The organism is Solimicrobium silvestre, from assembly GCF_002976435.1.
In the GTDB taxonomy this organism is placed as follows: domain Bacteria; phylum Pseudomonadota; class Gammaproteobacteria; order Burkholderiales; family Burkholderiaceae_D; genus Solimicrobium; species Solimicrobium silvestre.
Genome location: NZ_PUGF01000010.1, coordinates 121555 through 142191 on the forward strand (window position 1 = coordinate 121555; position 20637 = coordinate 142191).

Annotated in this window: 17 protein-coding genes; 10 read left to right on the forward strand and 7 right to left on the reverse strand. The window is 46.8% G+C overall.

What is annotated here, in order from left to right; all coding sequences use genetic code 11:
- The first annotated feature begins 52 nt into the window (after nt 1-52).
- The 3 genes from cheY to S2091_RS11895 are packed head-to-tail and all read left to right on the forward strand — an operon-like array spanning nt 53 to nt 2401.
- Entirely contained in the window at nt 53-442 is a 390-nt protein-coding gene (gene cheY, locus S2091_RS11885) for a chemotaxis response regulator CheY (protein WP_105532090.1), read from the forward strand.
- 18 nt (nt 443-460) lie between these two features.
- Nucleotides 461-1135, forward strand: coding sequence for a protein phosphatase CheZ (cheZ, locus tag S2091_RS11890; protein ID WP_105532091.1), 675 nt, complete (start codon nt 461-463; stop codon nt 1133-1135).
- Nucleotides 1136-1174: 39 nt separating this feature from the next.
- The gene (locus tag S2091_RS11895) at nt 1175-2401 is read left to right on the forward strand and encodes an EAL and HDOD domain-containing protein (protein ID WP_105532093.1); all 1227 of its coding nucleotides are present in this window, start codon (nt 1175-1177) and stop codon (nt 2399-2401) included.
- A gap of 98 nt (nt 2402-2499) precedes the next feature.
- Here S2091_RS11895 and S2091_RS11900 read toward each other — a convergent pair whose 3' ends face one another.
- The 3 genes from S2091_RS11900 to S2091_RS11910 all read right to left on the reverse strand — a co-directional run bounded on the left by S2091_RS11900 (nt 2500) and on the right by S2091_RS11910 (nt 4616).
- Complete coding sequence (locus tag S2091_RS11900; protein ID WP_105532094.1) at nt 2500-3099, reverse strand: phage tail protein; 600 nt, start codon at nt 3097-3099, stop codon at nt 2500-2502.
- A gap of 33 nt (nt 3100-3132) precedes the next feature.
- A complete protein-coding gene (locus S2091_RS11905; protein WP_105532096.1) occupies nt 3133-3915 on the reverse strand; it encodes a PEP-CTERM sorting domain-containing protein in 783 nt (260 codons plus the stop codon).
- 62 nt (nt 3916-3977) lie between these two features.
- Nucleotides 3978-4616 carry a hypothetical protein gene (locus tag S2091_RS11910; RefSeq protein WP_105532098.1) on the reverse strand — a complete coding sequence of 213 codons (639 nt, stop codon included), beginning with the start codon at nt 4614-4616 and terminating at the stop codon, nt 3978-3980.
- A gap of 405 nt (nt 4617-5021) precedes the next feature.
- Here S2091_RS11910 and S2091_RS11915 point away from each other — a divergent pair, with 405 nt between their 5' ends.
- Entirely contained in the window at nt 5022-5846 is an 825-nt protein-coding gene (locus S2091_RS11915) for a sulfotransferase family protein (protein WP_105532099.1), read from the forward strand.
- Nucleotides 5847-5884: 38 nt separating this feature from the next.
- On the opposite strand, the gene S2091_RS11920 is transcribed toward S2091_RS11915, so the two are convergent.
- Nucleotides 5885-7588, reverse strand: a complete 1704-nt coding sequence (locus tag S2091_RS11920; RefSeq protein WP_105532101.1) for a ShlB/FhaC/HecB family hemolysin secretion/activation protein — start codon at nt 7586-7588, stop codon at nt 5885-5887.
- A 17-nt stretch (nt 7589-7605) separates the two neighbouring features.
- The gene (locus S2091_RS11925) at nt 7606-12654 is read right to left on the reverse strand and encodes an MBG domain-containing protein (RefSeq protein ID WP_105532102.1); all 5049 of its coding nucleotides are present in this window, start codon (nt 12652-12654) and stop codon (nt 7606-7608) included.
- A 480-nt stretch (nt 12655-13134) separates the two neighbouring features.
- Here S2091_RS11925 and S2091_RS11930 point away from each other — a divergent pair, with 480 nt between their 5' ends.
- The 3 genes from S2091_RS11930 (at nt 13135) to S2091_RS11940 (ending at nt 15185) form a co-directional block, all read left to right on the forward strand.
- On the forward strand, nt 13135-13539 hold the full coding sequence (locus tag S2091_RS11930) for an OsmC family protein (protein WP_105532104.1): 405 nt from the start codon (nt 13135-13137) through the stop codon (nt 13537-13539).
- Nucleotides 13539-14447, forward strand: coding sequence for a pirin family protein (locus S2091_RS11935; protein ID WP_105532106.1), 909 nt, complete (start codon nt 13539-13541; stop codon nt 14445-14447). The genes S2091_RS11930 and S2091_RS11935 overlap by 1 nt, the downstream gene beginning before the upstream one ends.
- Nucleotides 14448-14531: 84 nt before the next feature.
- Nucleotides 14532-15185, forward strand: coding sequence for an esterase/lipase family protein (locus tag S2091_RS11940; protein WP_207769689.1), 654 nt, complete (start codon nt 14532-14534; stop codon nt 15183-15185).
- A gap of 153 nt (nt 15186-15338) precedes the next feature.
- Here S2091_RS11940 and S2091_RS11945 read toward each other — a convergent pair whose 3' ends face one another.
- Complete coding sequence (locus tag S2091_RS11945) at nt 15339-15767, reverse strand: organic hydroperoxide resistance protein (protein ID WP_105532179.1); 429 nt, start codon at nt 15765-15767, stop codon at nt 15339-15341.
- 481 nt (nt 15768-16248) lie between these two features.
- Between S2091_RS11945 and S2091_RS24655 the strand changes: the two genes are divergently transcribed.
- From S2091_RS24655 to S2091_RS11960, 3 genes are all read left to right on the forward strand, one after another.
- Nucleotides 16249-17961 (forward strand): methyl-accepting chemotaxis protein, encoded by a 1713-nt coding sequence (locus tag S2091_RS24655; protein ID WP_105532108.1) that lies wholly within the window; start codon nt 16249-16251, stop codon nt 17959-17961.
- A 55-nt stretch (nt 17962-18016) separates the two neighbouring features.
- The gene (locus S2091_RS11955; RefSeq protein WP_105532110.1) at nt 18017-18214 is read left to right on the forward strand and encodes a hypothetical protein; all 198 of its coding nucleotides are present in this window, start codon (nt 18017-18019) and stop codon (nt 18212-18214) included.
- Between the two features lie 120 nt (nt 18215-18334).
- A complete protein-coding gene (locus tag S2091_RS11960; RefSeq protein WP_105532112.1) occupies nt 18335-19093 on the forward strand; it encodes a substrate-binding periplasmic protein in 759 nt (252 codons plus the stop codon).
- A 256-nt stretch (nt 19094-19349) separates the two neighbouring features.
- On the opposite strand, the gene S2091_RS11965 is transcribed toward S2091_RS11960, so the two are convergent.
- Entirely contained in the window at nt 19350-20342 is a 993-nt protein-coding gene (locus tag S2091_RS11965; RefSeq protein WP_105532113.1) for a phospholipase D-like domain-containing protein, read from the reverse strand.
- Nucleotides 20343-20637 lie beyond the last annotated feature (295 nt).

A 20637-nucleotide genomic window follows, 5' to 3' on the forward strand; every position in this document is an offset into this window, starting at 1 on the left:
CAGTTCTAATTAAATTTTATTTAAATTGGTTTTATGAAAACACGGAGTATTTATGGCTGACCCAAACATGAAATTTCTTGTGGTTGACGATTTTTCTACTATGCGTCGAATTGTGAGAAATTTATTAAAAGAACTAGGCTATACCAATGTTGATGAGGCCGAAGACGGTGCAATGGGTTTGGCTAAATTACGCAATGGTCAATTTGATTTTGTGATCTCAGACTGGAATATGCCGAATATGGATGGGTTAACCATGTTGCAGCAGATTCGTGCTGATCCGGCATTATCTAAATTGCCGGTACTCATGGTGACAGCGGAAGCCAAAAAGGAAAACATTATTGCTGCTGCTCAGGCTGGTGCAAATGGCTATGTTGTTAAGCCATTTACGGCGGCGACTCTGGATGAAAAACTGGGGAAAATTTTTGAGAAGTTAGGTAAGTAGGTCAAACAGGAGCTTGATATGAGCGGCTTATCTAATCAGGGAGCTGATCAAGACGCACCACCAAATGAAGGCGCGGGTGAGGGCGTGAAGCAAGATGATGTGTTGCTTCGCATTGGTCATATGACGCGGACTTTGCATGACAGTTTGCGCGGCTTGGGTCTGGATAAACTGTTGAAGAATGCGGCGGAAGATATCCCCAATGCGCGAGACAGGTTGGATTATGTCGCTAAAAAATCTGAAGAGGCGGCTCAGAAAGTATTAAATGCCACTGACGCAGCAATACCACTACAAGAAAAAATTGATACAGGAGCCAAAGGATTAAGCGGTGAATGGAAAGCGCTAATGGAAGCGGAGTTTACTGAAGCCGCTTACCGCGCTTTAGCGCAACAAACGCTACTTTACTTGAGTAGCACAAACCAAGATACATCGAGCACCAAAAGCCATTTAATGGACATTATGATGGCGCAGGATTTTCAGGATTTAACCGGGCAGGTAATTAAAAAAATTACGGAATTAGCGCAAAATATGGAGCAGCAACTGATCCAGATTCTGATCGATTATTCTCCCGCCGACGTTAAACGCAGTAGCGGCGAAGGTTTGTTAAATGGCCCGCAAATGAACCCGCATAATAAAGTGGATGTGGTAGCAGGCCAAGAGCAAGTAGATGATTTATTGGACAGCTTGGGCTTTTAAATTAAATGCATTCTTTCACAACCTTTGGTAAGAGCTATCATGGAAGATGTAAACTTCATACTGAGAGAACCTCTGCTTAATTCTAAACAACAAGTGATTGGTTATGAATTAAGCTGGCAGCAAAAAAATACTGAACCACTCAACGTGGAAGAGTTAAATTCCTTGCTGGTGTTTGTGGTAGAGCAGTTTCATGACAATGACACAGGTTGGTTACTGGCAGACAGTTTATTGTTTCTAGAAACTGTGCCCGCTTTGTTTCATCTCCCTGCACTGAAATTACTGCCACCAGCTAACACCGTTCTCACCATCAGAAGATCGTATCTGGCTGATGAAGCAACGCTGGAAGCTGTAAAAGAATTACGTGCTCAAGGTTATGGAATCTGCTTGCGTGGTGCCGACATTAACCGCCTTGATAAAACAGTTCTTGGGCTAATTTCCCATATCGAAGTACGCTTAAGCGCGACTGATTTTGCGGCGCAAGCCAAAATGTACGCCGCTTTAAAACAATCATCGATCCGCATGGTAGCGCGCCAATTAGTCACATGGCAGGACTTCGACGCCTGTGCTGCATTAGGGTTGGATGCCTTTGTCGGTAAGCTGCATCTTACGCCAAGGCCAGAGCAAGATAGTCAGCCTAAAGGCATTAATGCCGCGCAAACCGTGATTTTGCAATTGATGGAATTGGTCAGAAAAAATGCGGATATTGCGTCGCTGGAAGCCGTGTTGCGCCGTGACGCTGGCTTGTCGTATAAATTGCTGCAATATATAAATTCGGCGGGCTTTGGTTTGCGTACCCCGATTCAATCCTTAAAGCATGCGGTGCAATTGCTGGGTTATAGCCCTTTATATCGTTGGCTATCGGTGTTGCTGGCAACCGCTAGCAGTAGCGGCTATTCACCGGTGTTGATGGAAACAGCGATCGTTCGTGGGCGTTTTGCCGAGTTATTAGGGATCGCTAATTTGCCAAAAGGCGATGCTGAAAACTTATTTGTAGCCGGTATGTTTTCGTTGTTGGACCGATTGTTGAACGTGCCGATGGAGCGCGTTTTGGCAACCGTGCAATTGCCGGAAATGGTCTCGCAGGCATTGCTGACCCGCGAAGGACTCTACGGCCCCTATTTATCTCTGGCTGAAGCGTGTGAATTAAATAGCGCCTTGGCTGGTTCATTGGCAGAGTCGCTGCATATCGCAACGGCAGACGTGAACCAAGCCCACTTAAGTGCGTTGGTCTGGGCTAAAAATGTTGCTGCCGCAGCGAAGGGCTAAAGGGCTAGCAAGACTTCCCCAATTTGATCACGCCAACTGATATAAAAAACCCTGCCGGACATTTGCCCGGCAGGGTTTTTATTTGGCTGGATTGATTATTAATCCCGTGAAGGATAAATTCCTTGTAGTGCTATAGCGCAGGTCACTGCCAGATAAGGCTGCATATTATTTATCGGAACACCGCTACCAGTTGCGCTGGTGACACCGCTTGCCATTGTTACGATACCGCTGGGGCTGGTATAGAGAGTCGTACGCGCTTTGGAAGAGGCTACCTGCCCAGCTGGGGAAACGGATGAGGCATCATTAGTACTACCCAATGGTGCGAACGTATGCGTATGTGGTGGTAAATTAGCAATGGTTAGTCCAGTCGTTTCATTACCGGCACTTTCGCCAACAACGTGGGAACTGAGCCCGGCACCGTTACCAACTTCAATGAGGGTGCGCCCTTGCATATCGGGCAGCGCAAATGTTTGTATACCGTCGCCGCCAAATTGGGTGCCGAGCAAGGAAAACAGCGCCGTATTCTGAGCAATTGACATTAATTGCCCGTTTAATGCCGCCCAGCCTTGTGGCACGAAGTTATATCCAAAACATTTGATTTCACCGAGATAGGGTGTTTGCGCGGAGGCTGGTAAAGCAGATAAACCTAGCAGCGCTGACAATGAGGCTACAGCAAGAGCGCGAGTTGAACTGAACATGATTACTCTCCTTAATGAGGTGAATGTGTGGGGTTAATTTAAACGGGTGGTGCTGGGTTTCAAGCGGCGTTGACGATAAATTGCCAAAGACAGCAATACTGCACCAGTGAGGAAAAGTGCCAGAGAACTTGGTTCAGGTACTGTCGGTCCACCTGATCCACCTTGCCCGCTCTGATTCGAGGCGAGGGTGACGTCATCCATGTCGATGGGCAGCAGACGATCACTCAAGCCGTTAAGGTCGCTGATGGTGACGCTGCTAAACGTACTTAAATCGTTGGTTGCCAAGCCGATATAGTAAGCATAGTCGCCATTCCCGTCAGTGATATCGGCGACTGCCCCATTAGAGACGGTCGTTGCGCCTGAAGTTAAGCTGATGTCACCCGGCCCGACGTCGCTTGAACCGATTACAAACAAGCCAAAGCCACTGACTGGCGACGAGAAGTTGAACGTCATTGAATCACCAACTTCGAGCGCTGAATCTGGATTGTTCAGACCCAGGTAATTTACCCCTGAAGTGGTCCAGAACTGATTCGATACAGTCGGTGCATATTGCGGCGCATCGGGACCAGTAAGCACCAGGGTAAAGCCAGATCCGGCGGGGCCGGTATTGGGGGCATACATTGTTCCCGCAGTAATCGATTCAAAATCGGTGGTGTTGGTTGACATGCCTGTAATCGCCGCATTGAACGCCGTTTGTCCTTGGTAACCGATCAGGCCAGCATGGGCTTGCGCGCAGACGAATAGCAAAGGTAACAGGCAAGTTGACGCCGTCGATTGAAGTGTTTTTTTAAGGTTGAGGTGAGTGTTGCTAGTCATTTTGTGCTCCCGAGTTTAGGTAAACCATAAAACTAAAACGGTGTAGCTTGAGTAAGTCGGCGTTATTTTCTTTCGAAGATGCATTTCACTGTCTTCGTTGTACTGCCCTGAGTACGCAGGTAGATCATCTGCGGCAACGCAGGAGTGCCGGTACCAATGCGTAAAATCAGCACCTCGGTCATCGGTATCGGTGCGTTGGTAAATCGTGTCAATTGAACGCCTGGCTGACCTGGCGCGCTGGAATCTTCCAGATTATGAATAACAGCCCCGTTCGCCGCATAGGCTAACGGTTCCCAGTGGATGCCTATTTTTTCGCGCTCAACCTGAAACTGAAATCCGGGGTGATCTTCATCCACCATCAATGAGCAGAGCCGGCCGTCGCTCGTCTCGCCCTGATAAGTTCCTGCCACGCTATGCAAGCCAACTGACGTTGTGTTCGGTTGTTTTCTGAGTGCGGTACTAAGTTGATCCACGCGACGGATCAATGCCGGTATTTCGCTGGTTGAAACAACATGCTGTGAAAGCGTATTTTCTTTTGGCGGATCATTTTGATTTCCACCGCATCCCGTCAATGCGAATCCGGTAAGTACGGCTATTGCCAGGTAGGAGCGTGAAAAATTCAAGCAAGCAACGCCGACAATGTCATCATCAACACAGGTTGGTGAAATCCTGAGCGTGTTCGCATTGTTGAATTCCAGCATTGCTCATCTCCTTTTACAACGAGATTGGGTTTGTTTTTGTATAAAGCAATATTTGCGCCAGAATAGTGAAATTTTTTCTTTTGTAGTTGGGATACAAGTACTTATTGAATTACCTTGAAGGAATTGTTTGGCAGTAACATAATTTTAGTCTGGCATTGTGTAAATTTTTTCGACAGTGGCATTATTTCCATCATTGACTAAGTTATAGCCTGCTTGAGCCGTTTATAAATAGCTTTATTCTCAGGACTGAATTTCACTTGTGGCGTGCAAAATGACAGGCAAGTCATTAATGGACTTAGTTCTGATTGCCCTTTCCCTAATCTGAGGGCAAAATATCCCATTAGTAGTTTCCGTAAATCAACGGTATTTTTCGCTGTTTTCTCACACAACGAAAGGTGATTTCTCATGATTCCAAAATTCGTCGGCGTAACGGGGTTGCCAAGAGCGGGTTCGACATTGCTATGTCAATTGCTTGCCGAGCACCCGGAAATTCAGTGTGAAGGGCATAGTTCACCACTGTGCAATACCTTGCTAGGTATTCGACGCATGATTAGCGACGACAGTTTTTTTCTTTCCCAGCTCGACAATTCGTTTGATAGTAGCTACGCGCATTTAGCATCCGCCATGCGGGGTTTTTTGCGGGGCTGGAATCAGGATAGTCAACAGAAAGTGGTGGTTGATAAAAATCGCGCCTGGCTGCATGCGATAGAATTACTTTTGCATATTGAGCCGGAAGCTAAACTGATTGTGTGCCTGCGCGATCTGGGGCAAATTCTAGGATCTATCGAAGCGCAGCATCAGCGTACTATTTTGGTCGATTTTATTGATCATCTGGCAGACTATGACCGGTTTGGGCGGGCCGATATGCTGTTTGCTAAAGATAAAATTATCGGCGCTCCATTAATTTCTCTGCACGCTGTTACAGACTTACCAAAGAAGGTGCAAGAGCGTCTGTATTTTCTCCGTTTCGAAGATATGGTAGAACGTCCGGTAGCATGCATGTCGCATCTTTATGCCTGGTTAGGCGTGAGTCCTTTTGACATTAATCCTGACAAGCTTAACGTCGGGATTCGCGAAAGCGATAGTCATTACCATATGAAATACATGCACAAGCAAGTAGAGCGCATTATTAAACCAGTCGCACATGAGCTTTCACCCAGAATACAGGCACAGATCGAAAATACGTATGCTTGGTTTTATCAGCAGTATTATCCGCAAAAAAATCGCTGAGTTAAAAAATCTGAACTATGTATTGATTTATCTGCTGGCTAAAATACCCAGCCAGCTTGCAACAAAAATTTGTAATCTGGATAGGGTTCACTTACAGCAGGAGTGCTATCTACCCGATGCGCTAAATAAGCATGAATTAATGCACCTTTATAACTTGCCGACCATCCTAAACCTACGTCGCTGATATGTCGGGAGATGTCGGTTGACAGTGGGTTCGGTTCTTTGGCGGTACCCCACTCAGTAAAAATTTGCCAATTGCTTTGTAACTCACCCACAGGAGGCAAAGGTCGCGATAGTTCAACATGGACAAAGACGGCATTTGATCCAATTAATTCACCTGATGGAAATGCCATCACACCACCCGAGCCAGAAACGGCCATTTGTTCGCTACTATCCAGGTTTTTATTGTCCAGAGTTTGCTGTACTTTTAATGAAGTAGTGAATGTCAAACTTTCTGGCAATATGCTAACGCGGCTTACTTCAGCATCCAGTTTGCTGTAATTACCTTCGGTACGAGCTCCTGCGTTATCGGCTGCTAATGCGTCAGCATTGTTAATATCTAAATGTCCGAAAGTGATTTTGGCACTGGCTTGTGTCAGACCATCAAAACTGAGCAATTTACGTTCATCTTTGACGAGTACGCCCGCGGTAGCCGATGTTGTGGTTTTTGGTGTGACTGTGTTGGTGGACTGGATATTGTCTTCTAAATTTTTATGAGACAGATTGAAATTGACTTCGACCGTTTGCGCATGGGTGCGTATTACTGGGTAGCTTAATGTGGCATCTACGCCCTTGGCGGTACCAGTCGCATCAAGCGCTTCATAGGTGCTGCCTAACTGATATTTAGTCTGGCTATACGCCAGCTCGCCACGTAGACCGTTAGCTGCCAGGGGCAATAAATAGCCAACGCGTCCATTGAGCAAGCCGCCGGCATCGGTACCTAAACCGCTGATGGATAAGCGGTCACCATGTCCGGAAATAGAATTGTCATCGACATTAAAACTCAAGCGATCACGCCCTGTGTAAATGGAACCGAAGTTGTCCAGCATCACGAAGCCGGTATAACGTTCAGTCGCTTTGGTATCGATGGCGAAATCGGATGTGCCTACTTTTTCACCCGGCATGACATCTGCCCGGGTTACTTGCACACCTGGCGTGTCATTGATAATCAACATGGCACGCTCTAATGTCTCTAGCGAGACGATGTCATAGTGCTTTACATCGTCAAGCATGTTTTGCACGATGTCATCCTTCACCAAGGATTGATTTTTAAGACGGAACTGGCCGTAATTGCCTTCAACCACTCTAATTTTGATCGTTCCGTTCGCGACTTCTTGCGCCGGAATATAGGCGCGAGCTACAAAATAACCCTTGGCCCGGTAATGTCTGGTGATGCGTTGTGCAAGTCCCTCTAATTCAGCCAGGGTTAATGACTTCCCAGTTCCATCCGCAACGAGCCCATTGAGGGTGGCTGTGTCGATGACGCGGTTGCCGACGATCTCCAGTTTATTGACGGTGACTTGGGGGGCGTTCGGCAAAGCAGTCATGGGCGCTTCAATTTGTAATTGAGTGCCATTTATCTGTGGCAAAGCTGGCGCCGGTGGATTTGGCACAGCTGGCGGTTGCGCTTGTCGAAGCGCATCGCCAATATTTGGAACCGTCTGAGCTAAAGCCGCTCCGGTAGAAAATGCCATTGCGATGACTATCGCGTGAAGAGAATGAGTAAAATTTTTTGTTTTCATGTGTGTACTCAGAGGTATTAAGGATTTTGACCTTTAACAACAAACAATTGCTGCTCGACCCCATTAGGTAGCCGAACACCGCCATTGACTATGTCAACCAATGAATTTCGACTGACTGGTACGCGTACATCTGATGTATTGCTTCCACCTTGCCCTGAATCCGATGTGGTGCCATCGCTATTCGTGGCGCTGCCTGATGGCTGCATCATTGCGCGTGCTTGTGACATCGATACAACTTGAGTTGGCTCGTTTTCACCTGGTGCTGAAATAATCGCTAATTGTGTATTGCCATTGAAAGCAGCACTAATTTGCGGCAACGGATTAACGACATTGACATAATTACTCACTTGACCGTTAGCGCTACCTTGACCAATTTGTGTTACGACTGGGTTAGGAAGTGTGATGGCGGTTTGTCCTTGAATAGTAGCGTTTGCTACCACGCTACCAAGGTTTGTGGTACCTGAAGAATCAGTAGAGCTAACTACGGCGGTAATATTTACCGTACCGCTTGGTGTGCCCGCAGTTAGTGTGTAGTTAGGGTTGTTCAAGCTGAGGCCAGTCAGGCCAGTAAGTGCTTCTGCACCAACACCGCTACTCGCCAGAGTTCCGTTGCCAGTCAGCGTTGCCGTATCACCGTTGATGAGATTGGTGATGGTGAGTAAGCTACTTGCCACACTAGCCGTTCCATCAAAGGTGCGGCTAGCGCCACTTACCGTACCTACCGAAACAGCCAGAGGGGTAACGGCCAGACTGCCATTCACATAAGAAATTACGTAATTGCTGGCGCTAAAAGTGCCACCCGAAGCTGCGCTGGCGGTGATGCTGTAAGGGCTGCCGGTGACACCCGCCGTTACTGCTGCACCCGTACTCGTTTCTGTCACACCGCCTATTGTTTCGCCATTGACTAAACCACTGCTGGTGAAGGCTGACAGGCTTGGGGTTTGACCATATGTTTTGCTGGTATTGCTGGCAGTTATGGTGAGCGAAGCAGGAGTCACTGTCAGCCCACCATTAACATAGTTGATGGTGTAATTGCTGGCACTAAAAGTACCGCCCGACGCTGCGCTGGCGGTGATGTTGTAAGGGCTGCCGGTGACGCCTGCCGTTGCTGACGTACCCGCGCTGGTTTCTGTCACGCTTCCGATTGTTTCGCCATTAACTAAACCGCTGCTGGTGAAGGCTGACACGCTTGAGGTTTGACCATATGTTTTGGTGGCATTGCTGGCAGTTATGGTGAGCGAAGCAGGAGTGACTGTCAGCCCGCCGTTTACATAGTTGATTGTGTAGTTGTTAGCGCTAAAAGTGCCGCCCGAAGCTGCGCTGGCGGTGATGCTGTAAGGGCTGCCGGTGACACCTGTCGTTACTGCTGCACCCGTACTCGTTTCTGTCACGCCGCCTATTGTTTCTCCATTGATTAAACCACTGCTGGTGAAGGCAGACAAGCTTGGGGTTTGACCATATGTTTTGGTGGCATTGCTAGCTGTGATGGTGAGCGCAGCAGGGGTTACTGTCAGGCCGCCGTTTACATAATTGATTGTGTAGTTGCTTGCGCTAAAAGTGCCGCCTGTCGCTGCGCTGGCGGTGATGCTGTAAGGGCTGCCGGGTACACCTGCCGTTGCTGAAGTACCCGCGCTGGTTTCTGTCACGCTGCCGATGGTTTCGCCATTGACTAAACCGCTGCTGGTGAAGGCTGACAAGCTTGGAGTTTGACCATATGTTTTAGTGGCATTGCTAGCGGTTATTGTGAGCGAAGCAGGAGTCACCGTCAGCCCACCATTCACATAAGAAATGACGTAATTACTGGCGCTAAAAGTACCGCCCGACGCTGCGCTGGCGGTGATGTTGTAAGGGCTGCCGGTGACGCCTGCAGTTTCTGATGTACCCTGGCTGGTTTCTGATACGCTGCCGATGGTTTCGCCATTGACTAAACCGCTGCTGGTGAAGGCTGACAAGCTTGGGGTTTGACCATATGTTTTAGTGGCATTGCTAGCGGTTATTGTGAGCGAAGCAGGAGTCACCGTCAGCCCACCATTCACATAAGAAATGACGTAATTACTGGCGCTAAAAGTACCACCCGACGCTGCGCTGGCGGTGATGCTGTAAGGGCTGCCGGGTACACCTGCCGTTGCTGACGTACCTGCGCTGGTTTCTGTCACGCTGCCGACGGTTTCGCCATTGACTAAACCGCTGCTGGTGAAGGCTGACAAACTCGGGGTTTGACCATATGTTTTGGTGACATTGCTGGCTGTGATGGTGAGTGGTGCCGGAGTGATGGTTTGAGTCCCACTGGCGTAGGTAATGATGTAGCCTTGCTGGTTAGAAAATAGGCCGCTTGGCGTGATTGTGTAAGTGCCGATAGTGGTCCCGGTACCGCTATACCCAACTGTGCCCATCAGGTTGCTCATGTTGGGCGAGACTGAGTAGGTTACGCCGCTACCGCTTTGCGCTAATCCAGTATAAGTTGTACTAGAGCTGTTTGCAGTTACGGTAAGCGGTGTCATGAATACCTGCAAAAGTGGGGTAGTTGAGCCGTTATACATCACCCACGTATTTGTAAAATCCCACTGATTTGCCCCCGTTCCCGCCGGAACAAAATTGGATTGCTGCATCATTTGTGCAGATGTTAATCCTGATGTACCAGTGACGGTTCCCGTATTGTCAGAGACGGCAGTTCCGCTTCCAATAAAAAAACTATTAATAACATTACCGGAATTTTGCCCAACTAATCCCCCGGTGTCGCCCGGTATTGTTGCGGTCACACTGGCGGCTGTAGAATAAGTATTGTTAATCGTTCCGGTAAGGTTTTCTCCAACTAGCCCTCCGACATACTGTTTTCCATTCGCATTTCCGGTGGAGTAGCTGTTATTGATTGAGCCATTTTCGTTGAGCCCAACCAAGCCACCGACATAATAGCCTCCACCACTTACTGAGCCTGTTGCATAACTATTGGTGACCGTTCCGGCGTTATATCCGACCAGACCGCCATTGTAATAGGTGTAAATACCCGGAAATGACAAACCTGCAGTTGAGTAACTATTCTTAACCGTGCCATAGTTAGCGCCAACTAAACCTCCAGCGCTGTAGCCGTAAGATCCCGATAAACTGCCCGTTGAATAGCTGTTACTAATTAAGTTGTAATTTGAGCCTACCAGGCCGCCGACGTAATTTTGTCCAATGATCGTGCCATTTTTTACGAAGCAGTTGCTAATCGCTGCACCATAGTTGTAACCGATTAAGCCACCGACATAATAGTGACCAGTAACATTTTCATTAACTAAGCCAACGTTACGTATTGGTAACGATGACAGGCTTCCATAGCCAAATAAACCAACTCCGGCTCCTGACGGTAAATTAATCGTCAGGTTACTAATTGTATGTCCCAGCCCATCGAAAACGCCGACAAATGGCGCACCCAAACCGGTTCCAATTGGCGTGAATGTAAACCCGGTAGCATCTAAATTGCTACCGAGTACGTAATTTCCACTCAGTCCGGAGTTTATATTCTGTAATGCAGTCATGCCAGCACTGTTGCTGGTGCTGTTATTGATGACGGTGAATATGGTTCCACCAATCGATAGAGTTCCTGAACCGCTAAAATTTACGGCTCCTGTAAAGCCGGAATTATTTAACCCTACCAGCACGGTTCCTCCAGCGACTGCTGTATCACCGCCATTCGTCGTTGATGGATTCATGGCGAGTGACGCTGCGCCAGACGCTGTCATCACGGCATTGATATTGATGTTATTGGCAGCAGTCAGCGTAAGTGTGTGAGCCGCCCACGTCACCGTATCATTGACGTTGATGTTGCCGCTACCGCTGACTGTTGACCCTTGTGAGGAAAGGATAGTCACGTTGCCGTTGTTCAGTGCTGAACCAAGTGTCGCACCTGAAATATCACCGGATGGCGTACCCGAAGTAACTGTTCCAGATGCTGTTGCGGCAATGGTGAAGTCGTGCGGATCTATTAGCCAGGACCCAGCCAATCCCATCGCCGCTGCGGTGGTAATTTTTGTGTCATTGGTCACCCGAACATGGGCAGCCGATGTTTCAATAAAGCCGCCATTGCTACCGTTCGGTGCACTGGCATCAAGCGTGCCGCTAACATTGGTTGTGCCGTTTTGCATGTCACCCAACAGATAAATCTTGCCGGATTGGTTGGCTATCGTTTGAGCACGAATTTCGCCGGTGTTATTCACTGCGCTGGCAAGAACAGTATCGGCACCTTTGGCAGTTAATATCACCAATCCGCCATCCGCAATAATTGCCTGTTGGTTTGCAACCAATGCATTCAACGTGCCCTTGTTGACGACAACATTTACCAGCGAGTTGCCGTTAAAGTTCAGACTGACCTGATCGCCAGCTGCCAGAATCGCCGTACCCAAACGTGCAGTGATGAGGCCTTGATTGGTGACATGGTTACCCAACATGGCGACATAACCGCCATCAGCAGCATTAATTGTCCCCTGATTGATCACGCTGGAGTGGCTGCCGTTTGAGGTAAACGTAGTACGCCCCGCCATAAAATCACTATCAGAAATATTCAGGGTAGATGCAACTAAACCGCCCGTATTGACACTGGCACCTTTAGTAAACAACAGGCCGTTAGAGTTCAGTAAAAAAACTTGCCCATTGGCATTGAGCGCACCAGAAATCACGGATTGCTCATTACCAACAACGCGATTCAACATGACCGATGAACTGTTTGGTTGGATAAAGTTGACGGTGGCGTTACTTCCTATGGAGAAAGTTTGCCAGTTAATTGCCGCTCGCTGACCATTTTCCTGGACATTTAATGTGTTTCCGGAACTACTAACCGTTGCACTTCCAGCCGTTACCTGATAGCCGGACGGTAAGGTGTTAACCGCAGGTAAGGCAGTTGGACCTGCGTGTGCGACAGGCATGGCAAATGAAAGTGCTGTGAGTGATAAGGAGGCCGCAATGAGTTTGCGACGTGAATTTTTACCTTTGCCACGCCCTTTGGTTGTTTCTGCTACCGCAACCCAAGTATTTAATACCTGACTCCAAACAAGTCGAAAAATATGGTTCATTGAGCCATGTTTTTTCATGGTCGTGCTCCTTGTTTATGTTTCTGCTGGAATTTTCACGTGAGACACAAACACCACTATCATCGCGGTTGCACTAGGTGCAAAAAAGGAGGTGGCATTTGTTTGTTAACTTGTCGTTGTTGCTGTATTGGAAGTTAAAATTATCTACATTAAAAACTTATAAATTAGTGTATGAAAATTTTTGGGAAATGGAAGGAATTTAATCGAGTGAGCTAAATAATCTGCGCTGTGTTGATAGTAGGGATTGTCATAAATAGCGAGTGAATCACTTAAAAAATTGTGACGCAAAAAAGAAACAATCCGTTAAAAGAGGCAGGGAAAATTGAATTGAGGCAAGATGTAATTCTATTTTTTAGTGTAATTTATTCGAAATGATCTCGTTGTATTTTGCTTTTTTTACGGATAAATTATGCTATCGTCTTTTCTAAATATCTTAGCCTTAAGCAATACTCGAAACTGACTAACCAGGGAATATTATCTATGAGCATCGAATTAAAACGCATAAAAAATACCGCGACAGCCCAAATTGTCAGCATCGGTCAACACCGTTTAACCGTGGATATGTCAATAGCAGAAGGCGGCTTGGACGAAGGCCCGAATCCGCATGATCTTTACGATGCCGCGTTAGGTGCCTGCAAAGCGCTGACAGTTCTCTGGTACGCAAATAAAAAAGGTATTCCGGTTGACGATATTCGCACCAGCATTCAGCGCGATAACTCAAGCGAAAAAACAGGTACTTATCGACTTGCTGCCACCGTGCATGTCAGCGGTGATTTAAGCGATGAGCAAATTAAGGAATTGGAAATGATCGCTGGGAAATGTCCAATCCATAAATTAATGACGACGGTGAACACCGAAATCACAAGCGTTGTGGAGCGTATGTGATGACGACGACGGGTTTATCTCAACTATCGCAGCTGTCCCAATTGTTACCGGCCCATGAACATGATCTCGGCGGGGGCTTTATTGTCCGCCGTTTACTACCTGCCGCTGTGCGTCAATCGGTCGGACCGTTTGTGTTCTTCGACCACTTCGGCCCCATCACAATCGAGCCAGGCAAAGGTAATAATGTCCGCCCGCATCCGCATATTGGCTTAGCCACCGTCACTTATTTATTTGATGGTGCAATCGTGCATCGCGACAGTTTGGGGACAACTCAACAAATTGAACCCGGCGATATTAACTGGATGACGGCCGGTAGCGGCATTGTGCATTCCGAGCGTGAACCGGAAGCGCTGCAAGGCACCACGTATTGTTTGCACGGTCTTCAATTGTGGGTTGCTTTGCCAATTGATCAAGAAGAAGTGGCGCCAAATTTCATCCATACTTCGGCCAGCCAAATACCTGCGCTGCAAGTGGACGATGCCGAAGTGCGTGTATTAATCGGCGCTGCATTCGGAAAAATTTCACCGGTTGCTACGTTCTCGAATACTCTTTATTTAGACATTCAATTGCCAGAAAACGGCACATTCACCTTGCCACCACTGGCCGCTGAAATGGCAGTCTATGCGTTGGAAAGTGATTTGACGATAGGTGAAAACAAGCTGTTCAAATACAGCTTGGGCGTCATTGCGCCGGGCAGCAGCACGCGTATTCATTCCACTTCTAAAACACGTCTCATCGTGTTGGGTGGCGAGCCGTTAGAGAGCAAACGCTGGATATGGTGGAACTTCGTTTCCAGCCGCAAAGAGCGCATAGATCAGGCCGCAAAAGATTGGCAGGAACAGCGGATGGGATCGGTAGCGGGTGATCCTGAATTTATTCCATTGCCACCGACCAAAAAGACGAGTTAGTTTGAGGTTTGTATCAAGGTTAATGCGGCCACTAAACTAAATTTGATTCAGCTTTATTCCGTAAATTAATCAGGAGTTAACTTTGTGACAGCGAGCCGGCAAGCACAAAACATGGTTGTGCTATTTGTTCACGGAATGGGGCGCACCCCAATCTCAGGCTTGGCAATGTTGCATTTGTTGCGACGAGCAGGAATGCAAACGAGCTCTTTTTGCTACTCGACGGCATTTGACGATTTCCGCTCTATACAAGAGCGATTGGTGGCGCGCATCACTTCGTTGGCTGCATCGGAAAATTACATTGTTGTGGGTCATTCACTTGGTGGCGTTTTGTTGCGCGCAGCGCTTAACTCGCTACCAGCTAATACCAATCGCCCACGTCATATTTTTTTGCTTGGGTCGCCAATTCATCCATCGCGTCTGGCACAACGGCTAAAGCACAATATTCTTTTTCGTGCACTTGCCGGTGACTGCGGCCAACTACTTTCATCATCCGAACGGATGGATCAAGTTGGCGCATTGAATGAACCAACAACAAGTATTGTTGGTGTGCGTGGGGTCGTCATTACTAAAATGTTTTTTGGTGATGCACCAAACGATGGCGTGGTTTCTGTAGCAGAAGCCAGTGCAACATGGATATCCGATCAACGCCAAGTTTCTACCGTTCACATGTTGCTCCCTTCCAGCAGGCGGGTCGCGGAAATAATCTGTAAGACGGTATTTGAAAATTCCGACAAGTAGTGCGAACAGGTTCAAGCTGATTGTGTACAAACACTGGCAACATGAATAAAGGGAGGCCGCTCTACCATTCCGTCAACATCCCACATTTTTAATGTTGACGAAATGGTAGAGAGGCCTCTCTCTGTTCAACTACTTGCTTGGTATGAGAATAATTTAAGCCAATACCAATTCAACGACAATGTTGCCGCGGGTTGCGTTGGAGTAAGGGCAAACTTGATGGGCACTATCGACTAAATCTTGTGCAACGGTACGGTCAAGCCCTGGCAGGCTAATCACTAATTTTGCAGCAATACCAAAACCGGCAGGGATCGGGCCAATATCAATGCTGGCATCAATCGACGCATCAGCAGGCACCGCGACTTTCTTCACTCCAGCAACATGTTTAATGGCTCCCATGAAGCAGGCAGAATAACCTGCCGCAAAAAGTTGCTCAGGGTTGGTGGCATTGCCGGCACCGCCCATCGCTTTGGGTGGAGATAATTTGACATCTAACAGCCCGTCATCAGTGACAGACCGTCCATCGCGCCCGCCGGTAGTGTGTGCGTGTGCGGTGTAGAGAACTTTCTCGAGTTTGGTAGCCATGCTGAATTCCTTTTTTAAGTAAGTTGAATTTCCGGTTTGTGCACCTTGAATCAAAAACATCAAATAGTGAAAAGCAAATGAATCGCCTGATCGGCTGGTAGATCGAATTCCATTGAAATTTAAACAAGTTGGATGGACTTTTCATGCTGTTAAATAATTTAGCTTTATTAAGCTAGTCCCAGCTTAGCAGCTAGGCCGATGTGTTGCAATTTGCTATTTGTCTCCGTATAGATTTTTAATCTATACGCAAATAGCTACTATTTGATGACGATGCAAACGTGCTAAGGCGCAGCCGGCAGGCACATTAAGGAAATTGTTGCTCAATAGGATGAAAGTAATTCAGGTGCTGACGTGATGCTGGGCGCATTTTCACGCGCCTTTTATCGTGAATTCGACCTTGAAGTAAGAAGTATTGCTGACTAGAATTTATATCATGCAACTTTTATAAATTGTGTGGTGATAAATAACAACGAGGCAATAAATGAATATCGCAAACTTAAAGATTGGCACACGGCTAGGGATTGCCTTTGCGTTCATATTGACGCTACTTATTGTTGTAGCGTTTGTTGGTATTTTAAACATGTCCAAGATGGATACGGGAACCCATGAGTTGGTGCATGTCGCCTTTGTTAAAACCAAACTTTCTTATGATGCTCTTGATAATGTTCGAGGAAGTATGTCGCGGGTGTTTGAAATGGTTGGAATGACTGACGATCAGGAAATAGGGAGGGTGAGAGAACGTCTTCAATCTAATACAACTAAATTTGATGATGCTTTGAACAAGTTAGAGCCACTCATGTCGACGCCAGAGGGGAAAGAATTATTTTTAAAAATTAAAGAAACGCATATCGGCTATATCAACTCGGTTGCTAAAGTGCTGGGACTGGTATCGGCGAGTAAACATGATGAGGCATCAAAATTAGCCTATGGAGAAACGTATGCTGCGTTACATGCTTTTGCCGACACCCTGCGTGCAATGGCTGACCTCCAACAAAAACACTTTGAGCAAGGTGGTGAGCAAAGTGAACAAACTTACGCAAGCGCGAGAAATCAGGTAACTGTTTTGAGTGTGCTTGCTGTGCTTCTTGGTGTATTTGGTGCCGTGTGGATTGCCCGATCAATCACTGTTCCGCTGGTTAAAGCAGTGTCCCTTGCCGAAACGATTGCTTCAGGTGATTTAACTAGTCAATTTGGAGTTCAATGCGAGGATGAAACTGGGCAATTGATGAGAGCGCTGCAAGAAATGAACGACAATTTGATGAAAATTGTTGGAGAGGTTCGTGTCGGAACTGAAACCATATTGACGGCATCCCGTGAGATTTCGCAAGGTAATTTGGATTTATCTTCTCGTACAGAAGCGCAAGCTGGCGCTCTGGAAGAAACGGCGTCATCAATGGAAGAATTAACGAGTACCGTTAAACAAAATGCCGACAACGCATTGCAAGCGAATAAGCTGGCCCAGAATGCGTCGAGCGTTGCTACTAAAGGGGGAAGCGTTGTTTCAAATGTCGTCGACACCATGGGCGCAATCAATACGTCGGCAAAAAAAATCGTGGATATTATCAGTGTTATCGATGGCATTGCGTTTCAAACTAATATCTTAGCGTTGAACGCCGCTGTGGAAGCTGCGCGTGCTGGCGAGCAGGGGCGTGGATTTGCCGTAGTCGCTTCCGAAGTACGCAACTTAGCGCAACGATCTGCTGCGGCAGCAAAGGAAATCAAAGAGCTCATTGGTGATTCAGTTGAAAAAGTTGAAGCGGGTAGCGCGCTCGTTAATGAGGCGGGGGCGACGATGACTGAAGTTGTGACCAGCATCAAGCTAGTCACCGATATCATGGCCGAGATCACTGCAGCTAGTCAGGAACAATCGCAGGGTATTGATCAAATTAATCAAGCTATTGTTGAGATGGATAATGTTACGCAGCAAAATGCCGCGTTGGTCGAGGAGGCCGCAGCTGCTGCCGGATCAATGCAGGAGCAAGCCAGCAATTTGATGGAAGTGGTCAATGTGTTTAAGCTCAATAATAATCAAGTTTCGTCTAGCAGAGCTGCGCCAAAAAAAGTGGCCAACACGCACTCTCACGGTATGCAGGTAAGAGGAAAACCGAATCAAGCCTTTAAGAGACCTGCGTCTGCACTCATCAAACATACGGAACACAAAACCCCGGTTGGCGATGATTTTGAGGAGTTTTAATAATTTAAATATGCGTGGAAATTATTTTCTATATTCGAGCTAGTTGGAGGACTTAATGGAAAATCCAAAAACTAACGTGGTCGTTGACGGTCGGAATGTACAGGTTGTAGAGGCGCTATTTCTTATGCGTGATCATCTGCTTGATTTGTCAGATGCATTGCAAAACTTGTTATTTGAACTGGATTTGCAGGGACGTAATGAGGTAGAGATGAGCACAAATAAGCTCTTGCAACGATTAAAGCAGCAAAAGTAATATCGCAGGGAATGGTGGGGAGTTTTATTTGCATAACCTGATCTCTATGAGCTGAGTATCGTCAGGGAATGGAATTTTTCTTGGATCTATTTTCAATATCGACTTGCGGAGAATGAAGTAATGAATAGATCCGTATTTTTATCACGGTACTGCATCGTAGGTTGGTTGATGGTTTTGCTTTATAGTTTCCCGCTGAAGGCGACTGAATTGCAGGTGGTGACAGATGATATGCCGCCCTTAAATTACGTAGAGCAGGGCGTAGTTACCGGCTTTGCCACTGAAGTATTACAGGCGACGTTACACGCAGCAGGTCTTCAAGCTAGTTTTACGGTTTTTCCATGGGCGCGTGCGTACCAAACCGCGTTGACACAGCCAAATACGCTGATTTTTCCAACCACCCGCACGCCAGAGCGCGAATCGCTATTTGCTTGGGTTGGGCCGATTATTCCCCGTGAAATTTTTGTTTATAAATTACGTGAGCGGAATGATATTCGAATGGATAAACTGTCTGATGCCGCTAACTATCATGTCGGGCTAATTCGCGCCTATGCTTCCAGTAAGGATTTTTTAAGCGCAAGCGGAGTCGCAGAAAATAAAATTGACTATGCCCCGACAGAAGAATCCAATATGAAAAAATTGTTTTTAAAGCGCATAGACTTAATTATTTCCGATGAGCTGAGTGCTGCTTTTTGGGCGAAATCACTGAATAGAAAAAATGAAGAGTTGGAGCAGGTGCTGCTATTTGATAGCCGTTACAGCTATTATTTTGCGCTGAACAAACAAAGTGACCCGAAGATGCTTGCCAAATTACGTGCCGCTTTGGCGGAAGTTCAATCGTCTGGGCAAGTAAAAAAACTTCGAGACAAATATCTGCATTGATGCAAGGTAAATCTTGGGCGTGTGCTCTTCCCTGGAGCATCTCGGTGGCGTAAATGAAATAACCAGTTAAAACTAACGGGTTATTGAGGGAGGAAGGTTGGAGTTGAGCCTATGTCCCCCAATGCTCTACAGACAGTGCCACATAATCTTTGCGATGCGTAGTCGACTTTCTCTAAAGACTCTACCGCTGTTGCCAGTCCGCCCAAGGGGGACTGTGCAGAGCTGGCAATCAATTAGCTGTTAATGCATCGCCAATTCAATATGCAGTGCCACCCTTGAAATCGCTCGTTAATGTTGCGTTTAATGACGATAAAATATCACTGTCAGTCAGCGTTAAGCCAAGCTCACGATTCTTGTTCAACGAGGTGTTCGAGAAATTTTCTGATCCCATGTAGGCTTTGGCAGCGGTATAACCGAAGTCGGCAATAATGACTTTCGCATGAATATACAGTGGAGCTGTAGCCGCATAAGTGGCAATTTTTACGCCAGCGGTTTTCAACTGATTCAACTCTGTCGCGTAGTCGCTATTAGCGGTCATTGTTACCTCAACTTGGACACCACGTTTAGCCGCACTAGCCAATGCAGCAGCTATCGCGGTATCGTCCATTTCTTCGTTTTCCACTTTCAAATTATATTTAGCGCCATTGATCAGTGCCAGCAACACAGACTGTGAGTTGGTCGGGCTCCACACCAAGTCATCACCCAGTGCCGGTGTAATCGCTTTGTTAGCGAAATCAGCATTGAATACTGCTTCAATGGCTTTGATATCGTTAGCATCATTTTCAATAACAGCAAAATCGCGGCTAGTTGAATAGTATTGCGAAGAGAGATTTAGCGTCATGATTGCAGCGGTCGTGCCGTCCACAGTAATCGTTTTTTTGTGCGTATATGTATAGGCCGTATTTGCCCAATGTACTTGAACACCATGCGCTGCCAGCAATGTATACGCTGCTTGATTGTTGCTCTTTTCATTGTCTTGATCAAGTATCACTCTAACGGTGACGCCGTTGCTGGCAGCCTGTACTAACAGATTCTCAGCCGTGGTATCGGTCAATTCATACATCGTCATATCAATTGTTTTTTTCGCCGAATTAATCAAGTCATAGATCGAGGTCAGCCCCTGGCTTGGTTCGGTAACCAGTGTGCGCGTAACGGACGTAGTTGCCTCAACAGCGTTGGCAGAAAGCAAGACGAATGATGAGAGCATTAGCGTCAGAGCAGAGTTTTTAAAACTGTTACGATTAATCATTTTTTTATTCCATAACGTTGTTAGTCGGATCTATATCATGACCATTAAGCATGACTAAACAATGACATGGAGCTTTGGGTGTTGGATTAATGCAATGATTATTGCCCGAAGGAATCGATTGTTCTACGGAAATATTTTCATATAGAAATTATTTCAACTGTCTCCGTTTTGGGTTTTTTGCCGAAATTTTTTTGGCCTTTTGAAAGCAAAAACAAGCAAGCCATCAAATTCCCTTAGATAGATTTGTCCCGATGCAAACTTAATTTGAGTAAAACTTAATTTGAATCAAACGCAA